Source organism: Planococcus sp. APC 3906 (assembly GCF_030407685.1).
Taxonomy (GTDB): Bacteria; Bacillota; Bacilli; order Bacillales_A; family Planococcaceae; genus Planococcus; species Planococcus koreensis.
On the sequence record NZ_JASDCW010000029.1, the window covers coordinates 24,561 to 40,979 of the forward strand.

Genomic DNA, 16,419 nt, shown 5'->3' on the forward strand with positions numbered 1-16,419 from the left:
TGTCTCGCTTAAATGACCCGCAAGAAATCCGCTGCAAAGCGGTTTCTTGCGGCCATCCAAGTCCGATTCGGTGCTGGTCACATCAACAGGGCTTGCCTGCTGTAAACTTTTTTAATTTGACAATGCAGCGTCAAGGATTCGGCCTTGTTCCGCTTTATGCGCTTCGCCGTCGCCTTCTGCAGGGCTTGAGCGTTTGATGCGGCCGTAATAAGCAACGTCTTTGCCGTTTGCAATATCGCGCAAATACGGTTCTGCGAAAGTCCATGAACCCATATTTTTCGGCTCTTCCTGTACCCATGCCAATTCTTTGGCATTCGGGTAACGGTCAACAATCGCTTGGATTTTCTCAGCTGGGAACGGATACAATTGCTCAACTCGGACAATATGCGCCCAGTCGAATCCTTTGCCGTCTTTCACCCGCTCAGCCAAATCGATTGCCATTTTGCCGCTTGCAAAAAGAATGCGTTCCACTTTTTTCTCTTTCGTGCCCATTCCAGGCTGTTCGATAATTGTTTGGAATTGACCTTCAGCCAAATTTTCGACTTCTGCACCGACTAGTGGATGGCGCAAAAGGGATTTTGGCGTCACGATGATCATCGGGCGGATCGATTCTTCCCCAAGCATTTTCGCTTGGCGGCGCAAGATATGGAAATAATTTGCGGCGCTTGAAAGATTCGCTACTGTCCAGTTGTTTTCACCAGCATTTTGAAGATATCTTTCAAGGCGTGCACTTGAATGCTCCGGGCCCTGGCCTTCATAGCCATGCGGCAATAGCATGACAAGACCGGATTTTTGTCCCCATTTCGAGCGGCTTGCCGAGATGAATTGATCGAACATCATTTGAGCCATATTGGCGAAATCGCCATATTGCGCTTCCCAAAGGACCAGCGCTTTGTCATTCTCGACATTATAGCCATATTCATAGCCCACTACCGAAGCTTCACTCAAAGGGCTATTGTGCACGACAAACGACGCTTTCGCGTCAGAAATGTGGTGCAGCGGCACAAGCTCTTCGCCGGTTTTATCGTCGTGGAGCACGAGATGGCGGTGTGCAAAAGTTCCACGCTGCGCATCTTGCCCCGTCAAACGGACAGGCGTTCCTTCCTGGATAATCGAACCGAATGCCAAGGTTTCTGCATGCGCCCAATCGATTTTTCCTTTGCCATTGAAAGGCTCTTCTCGGCGTTTGAGAATTCGTGCCAATTTGCCGAAAGCAGAAAACTCGCTTGGCCAAGTCAGCAATTCATGGTTCATCTTCTCCAAAGCTTCACGGCCTACGCCCGTTTGGACTTCAGGGAAACCATTCAATACAGCTTCCGGAATTTTAATTTCGTGTGTTTCTTCCGACTTGCTTTCTTTCACTTTATCGTAAGCCGCCTGCATCAACTTTTGAGTATCTGCATCAAGCGCTTTGACTTCCGCTTCAGTCAGTACGTTTTCAGAAGATAATTGCTGTCCGTAAAGTTCGCGGACCGTTGCATGCTCATGGACGCCGTGGTACATCATCGGATTCGTCACAAGTGGCTCATCCATTTCGTTATGGCCATAGCGGCGGTAGCCGATCAGGTCGATCAAGATGTCTTTGCCGAATTTTTCACGGTATTCAAAAGCAAGTTTTGCAACAGCTGCCACTTCTTCCGGATGGTCAGCGTTGACGTGGATAACAGGCACTTCAAAGCCTTTAGCAGGATCGGATGAATAATGCGTTGATCTTGAATCGAATTGCTCGGTCGTGAAGCCGATCAGGTTATTGGCGATAATATGTACAGAACCGCCAGTCTGGTAACCGCGGATGCGGCTGAAATTCAATGTTTCCGTTACTACGCCTTGCCCAGGGAAAGCGGCATCGCCATGCACGAGAATCGCGTAAGCTTTTTTCGAATCAACGATCGGCGCTCCTGCCTGGTTGGTCAATTCCTGTGCTGCACGCGTATAGCCTGCGACGACTGGGCTGACAATTTCCAAGTGGGACGGGTTGTATGCAAGTTTGATGTTCGTACCTTTTGGAGACGTATAAGAAGCGCCCATATGGTATTTCACATCGCCGAACCAGCCTTTAGTAATTTCGACAGAGCCGTCTTCCGGCAAGAAGGGTTCATCAGGCACATGCGCAAAACCAGCAAACATCATTTCATATGGTTTGTTCAAAACATGTGTAAGCACATTTAAACGACCGCGATGAGCCATCCCGATCATTATTTTCTCTGTGCCTTTTGCTTCCGACAAGCGGACAAGTTCATCAATCAACACGACTAAAGAGTCGACTCCTTCGATTGAAAAACGCTTTTGGCCGACAAATGTCCGGTGTACGAACTTCTCAAAGCCTTCTACGCGTGTCAGAAGATCAAGGATTTGTTTCTTTTTATCAGCCGCATAAGAAGGTTTCAGTTCCCCTGCTTCGATTTTCGACTGAATCCAGCTGCGTTCCTGCAATTGGACAATGTGCGAGAATTCAAAAGCCACTTTATCCGTATAAAGTGATTTCAAATATTCGATTGCCTGCAAGCCATTGGCAACTTCAGCCGGTGCGTTTTCCAGAAGAAGTGATACCGGTACTTCTTTTAAGTCCTGGTCAGTCAGGCCATACGCAGAAGCTTCCAGCCGCGAAGAATCTTTGGGCTGGTCCTTTAATGGATAGATATCCGACGCAAGGTGGCCATGCGCACGGATTGCTTCCGCCAGCTGAACCGCTGCCAGAACTTTGCCGAACTTGCTGGAATCAACGCTGGCCGCAGCCGTTTCAGCAGATGATGAAGACTCCGGAGCAGCTTCTGCTGGCGGTCCATATTGCTTGAACATCTCAGCAAATTCCGGATCGAGCAATTCTGGAGATTCCTGGTACAAATCGTACATTTCCATCACATAGCCAAGGTTTGGCCCGGCAATGGAACTCCAGGGTGATTTTTCTTCTGAATAATTGGTAGACATTTAAATAACCTCCAACTTTTTGCCTCTAGGCAGTCACTTTTAGTATATGTGTATCTTCCATATTTTATCACGCATCCCGCTATACATAAAGCGGAAGGCGTTTCAACAATTGAAGAACAAATTTCCATATCAATCTTACTACTTCCAGTGAAAAAAACAATGCTTTTGCCCGAAAAGATTCACATAACTCAAATGAAAGCGATTTCATACCGTTATTGCTGCTTCAAGTGCGCGGTTCCGCGCTTCTCATATGCTCTTCGGTATAAAACAGCACTGAATTTTTGCCTTGCCGTTTGGCGATGTAAAGCGAATGATCGGCTTTATTCACAAGCTCGTCCATCGTTTTTCCTTGGCTTGGATAAAGGGATACCCCTAAAGTTGCAGTAGGTGAAAAATGCACATCGCCTATTTTCCAGCCGCGCTTCAGCGACGCCTTGATCTGTCCGATTATGTGTTGGGTCTGATCCGCTGCATGCAGCGGATCCAAGCCGGACAATGCAATTAAAAATTCATCTCCGCCGATTCGCGCCGCCATGTCCTGTTTGCGGATGCTGCTTTGGATTGCTTGGCCGAAGCGGTAGATAAACTCATCTCCTACTTCGTGGCCATTCTGGTCGTTGACCGATTTGAAGTCATCGCCGTCCATGTAGATTATCGCTAGTTGTTCGTTGTTCAAATCTGCCTCCGCTTTCATCTCGGCAAACTTGCGGACAATCGCTAAGCGATTCGGCAATTTCGTCAAACTGTCATGGTAGGCCATAAAATGCAATTGCTCTTCGAGCTTTTTCCTGTCCGTGATATCGAACATGATGGCCAGCATTTGCCCCGTGTTTCCTTTTTCACCGGATAACGGGATGATCGTCGTGTCTATCCAGAAAGATTCCCCGGTCTTTTTCAAGCTTTTCAATTCACCCCGCCAAATGCTGCCGGACAATACGACTTTCCGAATGTCATTGTATTGGTCAGAGCTTATGACCGCTTTGCCGATTTTGGAAATATGCATGCCGAGCATTTCTTCCCTTTCATAGCCGGTAGTTCCTTTGAAATTATCGTTGATAAACTTGATGATTCCCGATGATTCCCAGATTGCCACCAAAGCTGCGTAATTGAGCGCATTTTTGTAACTTTCCAGAATTTTTTCGGTTTTCCTCAGCTCGTGTTTCAACTGGTATTCCGTTGTCAACTCACGCAAAACGATATGGAAAGCTCGAATCTCGCCGCCTTCCATAATAGGGGAATAATTTGCCGAATAAAGCACTTCTTCGCCGTCATGCTTCTTTCTTTTGATGAACAGCGGTTTTGCATCCCGATGCGTCTTATAGCTATTCAGCTCCGACAGCACATAATTGTATGTGTCGTCGTCCACAAAAGGCAATTCGCCATATGGCTTTCCTACCCAATCGCGGTTCTCCACGCCAAACGTTTTCGAATAAGCCAGGTTCATATCAAAGATGATGAATTCCGAGGTGATCATCAACATCGGGTCAACTGAGTTGCGCACGAGTGATTGATAAAACAGATACTCTTCTTCCACCTTTTTCTGCTTGGCGACATTCTTTGAAACAGCCAGCACAAAAACATCGCCTTCATGTTCTATCGGAGTGATTGTAGTTTCATTCGTCGCGTTTTCTTTACTGAACAAATTATAGTCCCTGTATGTGTGGACCGCGTCTTGCTGCATCGCTATCCTGTATTGGTTTTTAATATCCTCCGCTAAATGCGGAGGCATGACTTCATCTAAACTCAAGCCTGACAAATCTTTCCGGAATACTTTCCGCACGGCAGCGTTCACGTATTCATATTCGTACGTGTCCCCTGTCTGCCGCATGAAATAAATCAGGCTGTCGGTTTTACCATACAACAGTTCCAATTGCTTTTTTGTAAAAGGCCCCCGCATGAACATCTCTCTTTTCTTTTACACGAATTGTCCGCTTATCGTTGATGTTTTTAAGATGAAATCTTCATAATCACGCTGTTCCCCGAGTAATTCTGAAGATATAAACTCGCTGTTTGTGCCGCTCTCTTGCCATAAAAACAGATGATTGGAAAGGTACGTAGCATTCCCAGCCAATTGCAGTGAATAGCCGCTATCTCCCTTTATAACTGAACACTTGACCATTCCCCCCGGATTGAAGACGGAAACGTCTCCGTATGGCACAAGCCCAGCTAAACAGCCCACTAAAGCGGAAGCAGTCATAGCTGTTCCACAGGCATTTGTAAATCCGACGCCGCGTTCAAAAGTTTTCACGAAAATGCCGTCTTCCGCCTTGGTGACGTAGCTGACATTGACGCCGTCTGAAAAATAATCGTTCGGCCCATTGAAAAACTCAGCCCATTTTTGTTGATGTGCTCCGCCTTTTTGCAGCTCTGCCGGAACAATGCCAATCAAATGTGGATTGGGTACAGCCACGGCTGTAAAAAGGATTGTTTCAGAGATAAGCGGCAGTGGTTTTAATATCCATTCTTCATTGCCTTCATAGGCCATGGGCAGATCCGCCAATTTAAATGACACGGGGGAGATTTCCACCGCATACATGGCGATACTGCCGTCAGATGCCTGTTTTTCCACTTTCAAATTTGCTTTCATCGTTTCAATGACCGCATTTTCCAGCCCATCACGCTCGCACACATAACGCGCTACACAACGCAGCCCGTTGCCGCACATCGAGGCTTCCGAACCGTCTTTGTTAAAAACACGCATTCGCGCATTCGCGGATGTCGAAGGCAAAACTGCCAGCAATCCATCAACTTCCGGATCCAGCCCGCATAATTCTTCAGCAAGCACGCCGTAATCAGATCGGTCTGCACCTTCGTAAAGATAAAATGTATTCATAGAGCCATGTACTTTCATCAACTTAAGTTCCATTGCTATCACCTCTATTAATTCTTTGTGTGGGCAGCGACAAGCTTCGCCATTTCATAAGCGGTTTTTGGCGATTCCGCATTAGTCATCGTATCAACTAACAAGTCTTCATCCATTTGTAATTTCTGCATCTCAGCCAGGAAACGTTCCGGCGTCAATTCCTCTTCTTCCACGACATGCGCAAAGCCTTGCTGTTGAAATAAACGCGCATTTAAAATCTGGTCGCCGCGGCTTTTCAGCTTCGACAACGGGATCAGCAGCATCGGTTTTTTCAACGCCAGAAATTCAAAAATCGAATTTGATCCAGCGCGTGAAACGACAAAGTCAGTCATGTGCAGCAAATGCGGCAACTCGTGAGTGACATATTCGAATTGTTTGTAGTTCGCAAGATCCATCAATGAGCTGTCTGCATTTCCTTTTCCGCAAAGATGGATCACATTATACTGCTTCAACAGCGCCGTCAGGTTCGAGCGGATCGCTTCATTGATGACAGCTGAACCTTGGCTCCCGCCCATCACCATCAGCACTGGCAAGTCGTTGTTGAAATTGCAGATTTCTTTGCCTTTAGCGGCAGAGCCGTCCATCAATTCACTGCGGATGACCGATCCCGTGCATGTCGATTTCTCTTTGGGCACATGCTTAAGCGTTTCTTTAAATACGGTGAAGATATGGTTGGCAAATGGCATTGCAATTTTATTGGCTAATCCTGGCGTGACATCCGACTCATGGATAATCACAGGAACTGACATCAATTTGCCTGCCATCGCAACGGGTACAGATACGAATCCGCCTTTAGAGAAAATTGCCGCAGGTTTTGTTTTTCGGATGACATTAAGCGCCTGCACAAGCCCTGCTCCGACCCGGACCGGATCGGTAAAGTTCTTGACAGAAAAATAGCGGCGAAGTTTCCCACTGGCAATTGGATGATATGGAACATCGGGGAACGAATCAGGGATCAGTTCGCTTTCAATGCCGTCTTTGGAGCCGATGTATTCTACGTTAAAGCCTAAGTTCTTCAATTCGGGAATCAATGCCTGGTTCAAGGAAACATGGCCGGCTGTTCCGCCGCCCGTTAATAAAATGGTTCTGTTTTTCATTTTTGGAGTCCTACTTTCTCATATTGAAATTGCTCATAAGGCTTTCTGGATGTCCGCCTCAAAGGGTCGGCCTTATATGCTATACTTAAATTTATTTATCGATTTCACTTAGGAATATTGGAGGAAAAGCATGTTCGAAACCACTAACACTTCAGAGAAACTTCAGATGCTTTGGAAAATCGTCGTCCCTATTCTAGTGACGCAAGTTGCCATGTACTTGGTGACATTCTTCGACATCTACATGACTTCAAGGTATGGGACTGAAGATTTGGCCGGCGTTTCAATCGGCTCTTCGTTCTGGTTTCCCGTTTACATCGGATTAGCTGGAATATTGATGTCCATAACCCCAATTGTAGCACAATTGATGGGTGCCAAAAGAAAAAAAGAAGTAAAAGAAGCGGTCCAGCAAGGCATATACCTGTCGATCATCTTGGCAGTATTGGTCTTTATCTTCTTTTTCACTTCCATTGACAATCTTCTCGGATTCATGGATCTCGAGCCTGCTGTTGAAAAGGTGGCTTCTGAATACATTTTCGCCTTAAGCTTCGGGGTTGTCCCTTTGTTCGTCTACAACACGCTTCGCTCGTATATTGATGCGCTAGGCTCAACGCGTGTGTCGATGATCATTTCACTGCTGTCCGCGCCAATCAACGTCTTTTTCAATTACCTTCTTATCTTCGGCAATTGGAGCTTTCCGGAACTCGGTGGAGCAGGCGCGGGTCTGGCTTCCGCCATTACCTACTGGCTAGTGCTGTTGATCGCGATGTGGATTGTCCATACGCAAAAACCGTTTAAAGATTTCTTCATCTTTACAAATTGGCCAAGAATTTCATTGGCCCGCTTCAAGGAAATTTCCTTGATCGGCATTCCGATCGGCATTTCCTTGTTTGCAGAAACAAGTATCTTCTCCGCTGTGACGCTGATGATGAGCACTTATGGCACCATTACAATTGCCGCTCATCAAATCGCAATCAATTTCACTTCTTTGCTGTACATGCTGCCGCTTAGCATATCTATGGGGGCGACCATCCTTGTGGGCTTTGAAGTCGGCGCCAAGCGTTTCGGTGATGCGAAAAAATACAGCTGGTTAAGCGTAGGTTCTGCAATCTCTTTCAGCTTCATCTCCTCCGCAATCTTGTTTTTCATGCGCGAACCCATTGCGGAGCTGTATTCAAGTGACCCGGCTGTAATCGAATTGGCTGTCCAATTTTTAATCTTTGCCGCCTTATTCCAATTGTCCGATGCCATCCAAGCGCCTGTACAAGGTGCGTTGAGAGGCTATAAAGACGTGAACATTACATTCATCATGGCTTTAATTTCTTACTGGGTCATCGGCTTGCCGGTCGGTTATTTGCTGGCCAGCTATACGGGCTTCGGCCCTTTCGGCTATTGGATCGGTTTGATCGCCGGACTAACTGCCGGAGCAGCCACATTGTCCATCCGTTTAGCCGCCATACAAAAAAAGATTGCTGCTCATTCCTGAGCGGCAATCTTTTTGTATAATTGGGCTAATTCGGTTTGTTCGGCTGTCGAGAGATCAGACTCGGCAATGCGCTGAAGCGCCATGTCCAGTTTTTCCTGGCGTGATTTGCGGACGCGCGGATGGGTCAGTTCATCGTTCAGCTCGATTTGTATTTTCTGTTCCAGCTCTTCAATGCTCCCAATCGAACCAGTGCCGCTCCGGCTTGGCCATAATTTCCGGTAAGCTTCAATCACGGAAGCTTCACCTCTTCCAAGTTTTCACCGATAACCACGATCTGCGGCCGCATTTTCATGTATTCCGGGAGCCATTGCGCCATCCCATATGCATATTGGAACGCATGCGGATACTTGTCGCCTTCCAATGGCACATATCCTTTAATGCGGAACACAGATTCCGGCAGCGCACGCAGCCATTGTTCAAAGACGTCGCGCTTGACTGGCGCTTCAAAATGCAGCACTTGTGCATTGAGATTCAATTTTGATACCGGCGCTTTTTGGACTTCTCCTTTGACAGAAGGTGCAATTTTTTCAAGGGCAGCCATCGGCACTTTCGCCTGCACGGTCTGGATAATTTGCGCGGAAGAGTTCAAGGACTGTATTTCATAAGTCACTTTGGCTTGTTCTTCCTCCGACAGCAAATCCATCTTGTTCGCAAGAATCAAATCAGCATGGCGGATTTGTTCAAGGTACAGCGATCGGATTTGAGGAGAAAGCTTGCTGCGGTCCAGCCAGCGTTTGCTGTCTGCAACCGTAACGATGCCTTTGAAGTTCAACCGTTCTGCAAAAAGCGGCGAGAAAACCGCGTCCAACGCTTCGACAGGATGTGCCGCGCCAGTTGTTTCGATAAGCAATACATCAAACTCTTCTTCAGCTAAAAGCGTCTGGATCTGGGCCTCAGACTTTTCGGAGCCGGTGCAGCAGATGCAGCCATCCAGCAATTCTTTTTGAGGCACGCCGTCCACGATTTCATCTGAATCGAAATTCATCTCACCCAGCTCATTCATAAAAACTGCGGGCACCAGCCCCTGGTCTTTCACTTGTTGGATAATGTGTTTTAGCAGTGTGGTTTTTCCGCTTCCTAAAAACCCACTGAACAAATATACATCTTTCATCGAATCCCCCTCGAGATATTATTGCGTAAGAAAAGGCCCGCTTCCGCGGGCCTCCCTGTTATTCTTTCGCGTCTTCTTCTTTCTTTTCTTCAGCAGGTTTTGCTTTAATGCCCGCTTCTTCCATAATGATCTTTTTGGCCTCTAGAAGCTGAGGATCATCTTTTTCTATTTTCAGGCGGAGTTCATCCATGACAGCGAATGCCGTGTCGCCTGTCAATACGCCTGTCGTTTCCAGTTCTTTGTCCTCCTGGAAAGTTTCAACCGCTTTTTCCATCTCGGCTTCGAATACGCCATCTACTTTGCCCACTTCATAGCCAAGGGCCTCCAGCATTTGTTCCGCTGTTTTCACTTGTTCAGAAATGGTGCCATCTTTCAGTTCAACAGATGGATCCAAAACAGATAGTGAAGCATAAGCTGGCAATGGAACTTCCACATCCGGCTCAATACCTTTTTCGTGGATCCAATTGCCGTCCGGCGTCAGCCATTTAGCGGTAGTGAATTTCAAATTCGAGCCATCTGTCATATCATTGGCAGTCTGAACCGTACCTTTGCCGAACGTCTTCTCGCCGACAAGCTTAACGTCTGCCGATTCACTCATTGCTCCAGCAAGAATTTCAGAAGCTGAGGCACTTCCACCGTCAATCAAAAGCGTCAACGGGACTTTCACTTTATCGACCGATGAAGACATATAGATTTCAGGTTCTTCGCCTTTAGCCTGCACTTCGAACATTTCTTTACCATCTTCAATAAAGAGGTCCGATATTTCAAGTGCAGTCGTCAGCAAACCGCCTGGGTTTTGCCGGACGTCCATGACCATTGCTTCCATGCCTTGTTCTTCCATATCAGCTATCGCTTTCTGCAATTCGTCGTACGTATTTTCAGAGAAGCTGGTCACTTGGATATGAGCGACATTGTCGCCGATCATTTCTGCATAAACCGTTTCAATTGGAATCTCATCACGGACAATCTTGATTTGAATCGGATCCGCCAATTCGCCTCGTTGAACCGTCAATGTCACTTCCGTGCCTTTTTCACCACGAATCAACATGACCGCTTCGGATGCACTGAAACCTTGGATGCTTTCTCCATCGACTTCTGTGATTTTATCGCCCGGTTTGAGCCCGGCTTTTTCCGCAGGAGAATTCTTGATCGGAGCAACGATATTGATAAAGCCGTTGCGTTCCTGCACTTCTGCTCCTATTCCTTGGAAACTTGATGAAATTCCTTCCAAGAACTGCGAAGCTTCTTCTTCGTTCATATAATCCGAATATGGATCATCCAGCGACTCGATCATGCCATTGATAGCACCGTTGATGAGCTTATTGCTGTCGACATCTTCGTAATATTCGTTTTGAAGCTGATCATATGCTGTATACAGCTTTTGGAATTCTCTCCGCTCAGGGGAATTGACTTCTACCGCTTTGTCATCTCCGAAGGTCAAGGCAAAGACGGTCAGCCCTGCCGTAAATAGAATCAAAGTGAACACAAGCATTATAAAATAGAACGTCTTCATCCGAATAAAATGGGAGGGTTTTTCTTCAACTGGCTCGACCTGTTCGTGATCTTCGCCGGGACGCTTTTCATCCATTACTTTCACCACTTTCATTAATGCCATTCATGCTGTATCGATTTTATCAAGCTTTGGTGAATATTAAAAGAAAAAGACTGCCGAAACAGTCTTTTCCGCTATAAGCCATACAAACGGCGAATCGCTTTCAACCTTTATTCCTGAATTGCTGCTTCAAGTGCAACGATGATCATATCGTTGAATGTTGTTTGGCGTTCTTCAGAAGTTGTCACTTCACCTGTCAGCAAGTGGTCGCTTACTGTCAAGATCGACAAAGCTTGGCGCCCGTATTTAGCCGCAAGCGTATAAAGTGCTGACGATTCCATTTCCAGTGCAAGAATACCATATTCCGCCCATTTTTCATGCTCTGCATGGTCGTTGTAAAAAACGTCTTCCGTGAAGACATTCCCAACGCGCAAGCTTAAGCCTTTTTCCAATCCAGCATTATATGCTTTTAGCAATAAATCAAAATCAGCTGTTGGGGCATAAGAAATGCCTTTGAAAATGATTTCGTTCATTTTTGAGTCTGTTGAAGCGCTTTGTGCGATGATCACGTCACGCACTTTTACATCTTTGTGGATTGAACCGCAAGTGCCTACGCGGATCAGTTTTTTCACATCGTATTCGTTCATCAATTCAGTCACATAGATGGAAATTGAAGGTACGCCCATGCCAGTCCCTTGGACAGAAATGCGCTTCCCTTTGTATGTGCCTGTAAAACCGAACATATTGCGGACATCGTTATATTGCACAACATCTTCTAAAAATGTTTCAGCAATATACTTTGCGCGGAGTGGGTCTCCCGGCAATAAGATCGTATCGGCGATATCGCCTTTTTTTGCATTAATATGAACACTCATGTTAAAACCTCACTTTATTTTAGTCGTACTTATCATACTGTTTTTTTCTATGTTGTGCAACGCATTGCATTATAGCCCTTCATATTCCTCCCACATCGCATCGAAGGCGGACGCCTTTAGAACAGGATGTGCTTTTTCTTCAATATAGCGCGACAGCAATTCGAAGTTATCGGAACTTCTTGGAAAGCTGTGATCCAAGAACATCGCATCCGCGAATCTGGAAAAGTCGTCTTCGACCAGCTTGCCGCGGTATTTTAACGCAAATTGATAAAACGAACGTTCCATCAAACAGCCTCCTTTTGAGAAAAATTAACAATTATATACGTTGACCTGAAGAAGTTAATGTTCATACACCGCTTCGGTCGCTTTGGGCATGGCTCCCGCTATGAACCGAGAAGAACACTCGTCTCATAGCTTCGCCTAGCCCCTTGACGCGCCTCCGCTAAAAGATATCTCGATATGGAACAAAACAGCGGAGAAAACCATACTGCTCCTTTCCCTGTCCCTGCAACGCTGCGCTAGCTTCGGGACATGAAAATGCGTTGCATCGCTACGCTAGCTTCGGGACAAAAAGTACGTTGCAGTGCTGTGCACATCGTCGCAAAGGTATCTCCCAAATTCTTGGGTCGATACCTTTGCAGCTGTTTTGCGGAATTTCGACAATTAAAAATCATTAGTTCAACTTATATAGCTTAATGTTTGAGCATATAAAAAGCCCGGACAGTTGCCCGGGCATCTCGTCATTCGAACAATTGCTTGTATTCGGATAAGCCTTCTGCATCCAGCTGGTCTTTCGGTATGAACCGCAAAGATGCTGAATTGATGCAATAGCGCAAGCCACCTAAAGACGACGGGCCATCCGGGAACAAATGCCCGAGATGCGAATCGGCTGTAGCGCTGCGCACTTCCGTCCGGCGCATGCCATGGCTGGTGTCGAAGCTTTCCTTGACTTCGGCACTTTCCAGCGGCTTCGCAAAGCTCGGCCAGCCGCAATGTGAATCGAATTTATCTTTTGAGCTGAACAACGGTTTACCGGAAACGATATCCACATAAATGCCGTCTTCAAAAAACTGGTCGTATTCGCCTTGGAAAGGCGGCTCCGTGCCGTTTTCCTGTGTAACGTGGTATTGCATCGGCGTCAATTTCGCTTTCAAATCTTCTTTCATGAATGTCCACCCCAATTTTTTTCAATAAATCCTGCACGTCCTGAACCGACAGAATAGCGGTTATAATGTGCAGGGTTTTTCTTATAATAATCCTGATGGTATTCTTCAGCCAAGTAAAACGGTTTGGCCGGCAGAATTTTGGTAGCAACCGGCTTTGCATATTTCCCTGAGTTATCTAATTCCTGTTTGGATTTTTCAGCTGCCAGCTTTTGTTCTTCAGAGTGATAAAAAATTGCCGTCTGATAGGATTGCCCCCGGTCAAAAAATTGTCCGCCTGCATCAGTCGGATCAATTTGAGTCCAAAAAATGTCGAGTAATTTTTCGTAAGGAAACACATCTGGCTGGAAAGTGATTTGCACGGCTTCGTAATGGCCTGTCGTCTCTGAACACACTTGCTCGTAGGTCGGATTCGGCAGATCGCCGCCTGTATAGCCGCTTACCACCGACTCGATGCCATCATATGAATCGAACGGCTTGACCATGCACCAGAAACAGCCGCCTGCGAATGTCGCTTTTTCGGTTTTCATCCAATCACTCCATTCTTATTGATTGATCGTCACTTTAAGGCGAATATCATCTTCTTCCAAATTAAAGGACGTTGCGCGGATTGATACACCATTGTCTATCGGAATCTCTGAAAGTTTCAGTAAAACTGTTTCGTCGCCCGGTGAAACGGACATGAAATCCGGCAATTCCACTGAATCCCGCAGAAGTTTAAGCGCTGATTCGGGTGGAATATCCAATAACCCGACCTCCACGGATTTTTGGACCAGCAGCAAATTGCCATCAGGCTGGACAACAGGATCAAACCTCAGCAAAATCGGCAAAGGCACTGAAAAAATCTCCAATTCCGACGATAAACTGACGTCTCCATTCACTGCCAAAGCCAAAGGAACCGGAGAATTATCCATTTCCCGCTGGATGTAGGTATTGGCAAGCCCTTCGAAATCCGCTTTGGTGACATTGATGATCAGTGAATTGCCGCTGCTGGCGGTAATTGGCGCCGTTTCAGAAACAGCCAGGTTATGGCCTTTAGCAGGGATGGTGATAATCATGAAGAACGCGATAATCGCCAAAAGATTTAAGCTAAGGGATATAAAAAACGCGAGGCGCCATAATTTCATCTATCGTCACTTCCTTAATCTTGGGAACTGAACCCACATTCGGCCATTCGCTCCAGTACCCGTTCGCTCATCAAATCATAGCCTTTGCTGTTCGGATGGAAAAAATCCGAATGGTACACCAGGTTATCATTTCCTTCGAACAAATCACTGACAGGGACAAAACAGGCCAGCGGGTCTTCTTCCACTATTTCTTCCATTGTATCGTTATATGCCTGAATAATCTCTTCAAACTCCTCGACCTCGTCTGTGACCAGCGAAAACGGATTATAAATCCCAACCGCTATTATAGGCACAGTTGGGTTGATTGAGCGTATGGAAGCGAAGATTGTGCGGTAGCGATTTTCGTATAACACCAACTCATCCATGAAAGCTTCGAGGTTCAAAGCGAAAAGATCACGTTTGACGATTTTCATGACATCATTGCCGCCAATTGTCATCAATACGTAATCCGCTTCAGTCAACGGCCCGGTCAACGTCTCTTTCTGGAACATCGCCAGCAGCTGGTCACTACGCCGCCCACGCTTCGCAGTATTGTCGACTATTGCATTTCGCACACCCGGCCAGCTGCTTATTTCAGTTGCAACCCGGCCGACATAGCCACCACGGTTTTCTACATCTCCAACACCCTGTGACAGAGAATCGCCGACAGCCGTAATAACCAGTGCATCCGGCACGAAATTGGGCGGCACATAATAATTTGTGAATGCGGCAGGTTCACGGGGTGTCGCTTCTTCTTTTCCAAAAATGAAAGATGAGCTGCATCCGGTTAAAATTACCGCAGTCAAAAGGACCATAAACAGGATGCGTTTCAAATGCTTTCTCCCCTTTTCTGGAATGTCTTTCTTTTATTCTGTGTAAAACATAAAGCCGATTGCGCCAATGCCGGTATGAGTTGAAATGACCGGTGTGGTGTAATCAAACTTGATGTCCGCAAAACCGCTTTCAATAATTTTTTCGCGAAGCGGTTCCGCCATCGCCAAACCTTCCGCATGAACGAGGCCGACCCCTTTGATGATTTTCCCCGCCGTCCGCTCTTTAAAATCGTTCATCAAATACTGGACGACTTGTTTATAGCTCCGTGCTTTTGCAACTGGCGTGTATTCCCCGCCGTCCAATGAAGCGATCGGCTTGATCTTCAAAAAAGAGCCGATCATGGCACGGCCTTTGCCGATTCTGCCGCCTTTGACGAGATTATCCAGCGTATCGACGACCACAAAAAGTTTCGTGTTTTCGCGGACATGATCCAATCGTGCAATAATTTCTTGCATCGTCTTGCCTTGTGCCGCCATTTCCGCAGCTTCAATCACTTGAAAAGCAAGCGCATAAGAAATGTACCTTGAATCGATGACCGTTACGTCAGCATCCGACAATTCCGCAGCAGTGCGTGCTGATTCAACCGTGCCGCTCATGCCCCCTGTCATATGAATCGACAAAACTTGGTCGCCGTCTTTTCCTAAGCGGTCATATAATTCTTTAAACACGCCAGGAGCAGGCTGTGAACTTTTTGGCAGCTGAGCTGATTTCCCCCATCAGTTCAAGGAATTCTTTCGGCTGCAGATCCACCCGGTCCAAATAGGTTTTTCCATCAATGAGAATATTCAACGGCACGACATGCAAATTGTATTTTTCAATTACATCGGGCCTTAAATCTGAAGTTGAATCCGTAACAATATGAATTTTCGACATGAAATCACTCCTCTTGAACAAAGATATATAGACAATTCCTTATATGGGCTTGCCCGAAACAATTTCTTTTCCAGGCAACATCCATTGAGGCTTCTGGCATCAGCGAGAACTTGCCGCTAACGCCTTTTCAATGCGGGAGCGGACATCTGCCACCAGTTCTTTCGCCGTTTCCTGCGAAATGGCTGCGGCTGAAATCGGCTCCAAAACTTGTACAGCCACGTTCCCGGCCTTCACCTTATTATTATTTTTCTCCATAATTTCTGAGGTTCCGCTGATGGCAATCGGCACGATGGGAACGCCTGAATCCTTTGCGATGCGCATAAATCCTGCTTTGAATTCCCCGAGCCCGCCGCCTTTGCTGCGGGTACCTTCAGGAAAAATCAGGATTGAATGGCCTTGCTGCAGCTTCTCGACTGTATCCCCAATCGACTTCAGCGCACTTCTTCGGTCGCTGCGGTCCAGAAACACACAATTCATTTCTTCCATATAAACCGGAATAACCGGAAATTTCTTGACTTCTTTTTTCGAAATAAA

Annotated in this window: 15 protein-coding genes and 1 pseudogene; 1 reads left to right on the plus strand and 15 read right to left on the minus strand. The window is 46.5% G+C overall.

Going from position 1 to position 16,419, the window contains the following annotated elements:
• Positions 1-111: 111 nt before the first annotated feature.
• The 4 genes from QMA09_RS14340 to QMA09_RS14355 form a co-directional block, all read right to left on the minus strand.
• Complete coding sequence (locus tag QMA09_RS14340) at positions 112-2,928, minus strand: 2-oxoglutarate dehydrogenase E1 component (RefSeq protein ID WP_290213589.1); 2,817 nt, start codon at positions 2,926-2,928, stop codon at positions 112-114.
• Between the two features lie 223 nt (positions 2,929-3,151).
• Positions 3,152-4,825 carry a sensor domain-containing diguanylate cyclase gene (locus QMA09_RS14345; protein ID WP_290213590.1) on the minus strand — a complete coding sequence of 558 codons (1,674 nt, stop codon included), beginning with the start codon at positions 4,823-4,825 and terminating at the stop codon, positions 3,152-3,154.
• Positions 4,826-4,843: 18 nt separating this feature from the next.
• Positions 4,844-5,794 carry a diaminopimelate epimerase gene (dapF, locus tag QMA09_RS14350; RefSeq protein ID WP_290213591.1) on the minus strand — a complete coding sequence of 317 codons (951 nt, stop codon included), beginning with the start codon at positions 5,792-5,794 and terminating at the stop codon, positions 4,844-4,846.
• A gap of 14 nt (positions 5,795-5,808) precedes the next feature.
• Complete coding sequence (locus QMA09_RS14355; protein WP_290213592.1) at positions 5,809-6,888, minus strand: undecaprenyldiphospho-muramoylpentapeptide beta-N-acetylglucosaminyltransferase; 1,080 nt, start codon at positions 6,886-6,888, stop codon at positions 5,809-5,811.
• A gap of 130 nt (positions 6,889-7,018) precedes the next feature.
• Between QMA09_RS14355 and QMA09_RS14360 the strand changes: the two genes are divergently transcribed.
• On the plus strand, positions 7,019-8,371 hold the full coding sequence (locus QMA09_RS14360) for an MATE family efflux transporter (protein ID WP_290213593.1): 1,353 nt from the start codon (positions 7,019-7,021) through the stop codon (positions 8,369-8,371).
• On the opposite strand, the gene QMA09_RS14365 is transcribed toward QMA09_RS14360, so the two are convergent.
• From QMA09_RS14365 to QMA09_RS14415, 11 genes and pseudogenes are all read right to left on the minus strand, one after another.
• Complete coding sequence (locus tag QMA09_RS14365; protein WP_135501350.1) at positions 8,362-8,604, minus strand: hypothetical protein; 243 nt, start codon at positions 8,602-8,604, stop codon at positions 8,362-8,364. The genes QMA09_RS14360 and QMA09_RS14365 overlap by 10 nt on opposite strands.
• Positions 8,601-9,482, minus strand: coding sequence for a CobW family GTP-binding protein (locus tag QMA09_RS14370; protein WP_290213594.1), 882 nt, complete (start codon positions 9,480-9,482; stop codon positions 8,601-8,603). The genes QMA09_RS14365 and QMA09_RS14370 overlap by 4 nt, the downstream gene beginning before the upstream one ends.
• A 58-nt stretch (positions 9,483-9,540) precedes the next feature.
• Positions 9,541-11,070 carry a lmo1851 family serine protease gene (locus QMA09_RS14375; RefSeq protein ID WP_290213595.1) on the minus strand — a complete coding sequence of 510 codons (1,530 nt, stop codon included), beginning with the start codon at positions 11,068-11,070 and terminating at the stop codon, positions 9,541-9,543.
• Positions 11,071-11,204: 134 nt separating this feature from the next.
• Entirely contained in the window at positions 11,205-11,909 is a 705-nt protein-coding gene (gene deoD, locus QMA09_RS14380) for a purine-nucleoside phosphorylase (protein ID WP_135501344.1), read from the minus strand.
• Between the two features lie 69 nt (positions 11,910-11,978).
• On the minus strand, positions 11,979-12,194 hold the full coding sequence (locus QMA09_RS14385; RefSeq protein ID WP_135501342.1) for a YozE family protein: 216 nt from the start codon (positions 12,192-12,194) through the stop codon (positions 11,979-11,981).
• A 455-nt stretch (positions 12,195-12,649) separates the two neighbouring features.
• A complete protein-coding gene (msrB, locus tag QMA09_RS14390) occupies positions 12,650-13,075 on the minus strand; it encodes a peptide-methionine (R)-S-oxide reductase MsrB (RefSeq protein ID WP_135501340.1) in 426 nt (141 codons plus the stop codon).
• The gene (msrA, locus tag QMA09_RS14395; RefSeq protein ID WP_135501338.1) at positions 13,072-13,602 is read right to left on the minus strand and encodes a peptide-methionine (S)-S-oxide reductase MsrA; all 531 of its coding nucleotides are present in this window, start codon (positions 13,600-13,602) and stop codon (positions 13,072-13,074) included. Before msrA ends, msrB begins: the two co-directional genes overlap by 4 nt.
• 15 nt (positions 13,603-13,617) lie before the next feature.
• A complete protein-coding gene (locus QMA09_RS14400) occupies positions 13,618-14,199 on the minus strand; it encodes a YpmS family protein (protein ID WP_135501336.1) in 582 nt (193 codons plus the stop codon).
• Positions 14,200-14,213: 14 nt separating this feature from the next.
• Positions 14,214-15,011 carry a GDSL-type esterase/lipase family protein gene (locus QMA09_RS14405; RefSeq protein ID WP_290213596.1) on the minus strand — a complete coding sequence of 266 codons (798 nt, stop codon included), beginning with the start codon at positions 15,009-15,011 and terminating at the stop codon, positions 14,214-14,216.
• Positions 15,012-15,044: 33 nt separating this feature from the next.
• Positions 15,045-15,885 (minus strand): annotated as a pseudogene (locus QMA09_RS14410) (DegV family protein).
• Between the two features lie 99 nt (positions 15,886-15,984).
• On the minus strand, positions 15,985-16,419 hold a 435-nt coding region (locus tag QMA09_RS14415), incomplete at its 5' end, for a lysophospholipid acyltransferase family protein (protein WP_290213597.1).

Bases quoted from the DNA above. Each gene is read 5' to 3' on its own strand.
- QMA09_RS14340 (WP_290213589.1), bottom strand. From the start codon at position 2,928: ATGTCTACCAATTATTCAGAAGAAAAATCACCCTGGAGTTCCATTGCC.
- QMA09_RS14345 (WP_290213590.1), bottom strand. From the start codon at position 4,825: ATGCGGGGGCCTTTTACAAAAAAGCAATTGGAACTGTTGTATGGTAAA.
- dapF (WP_290213591.1), bottom strand. From the start codon at position 5,794: ATGGAACTTAAGTTGATGAAAGTACATGGCTCTATGAATACATTTTAT.
- QMA09_RS14355 (WP_290213592.1), bottom strand. From the start codon at position 6,888: ATGAAAAACAGAACCATTTTATTAACGGGCGGCGGAACAGCCGGCCAT.
- QMA09_RS14360 (WP_290213593.1), top strand. From the start codon at position 7,019: ATGTTCGAAACCACTAACACTTCAGAGAAACTTCAGATGCTTTGGAAA.
- QMA09_RS14370 (WP_290213594.1), bottom strand. From the start codon at position 9,482: ATGAAAGATGTATATTTGTTCAGTGGGTTTTTAGGAAGCGGAAAAACC.
- QMA09_RS14375 (WP_290213595.1), bottom strand. From the start codon at position 11,070: ATGGATGAAAAGCGTCCCGGCGAAGATCACGAACAGGTCGAGCCAGTT.
- deoD (WP_135501344.1), bottom strand. From the start codon at position 11,909: ATGAGTGTTCATATTAATGCAAAAAAAGGCGATATCGCCGATACGATC.
- QMA09_RS14385 (WP_135501342.1), bottom strand. From the start codon at position 12,194: ATGGAACGTTCGTTTTATCAATTTGCGTTAAAATACCGCGGCAAGCTG.
- msrB (WP_135501340.1), bottom strand. From the start codon at position 13,075: ATGAAAGAAGATTTGAAAGCGAAATTGACGCCGATGCAATACCACGTT.
- msrA (WP_135501338.1), bottom strand. From the start codon at position 13,602: ATGAAAACCGAAAAAGCGACATTCGCAGGCGGCTGTTTCTGGTGCATG.
- QMA09_RS14400 (WP_135501336.1), bottom strand. From the start codon at position 14,199: ATGAAATTATGGCGCCTCGCGTTTTTTATATCCCTTAGCTTAAATCTT.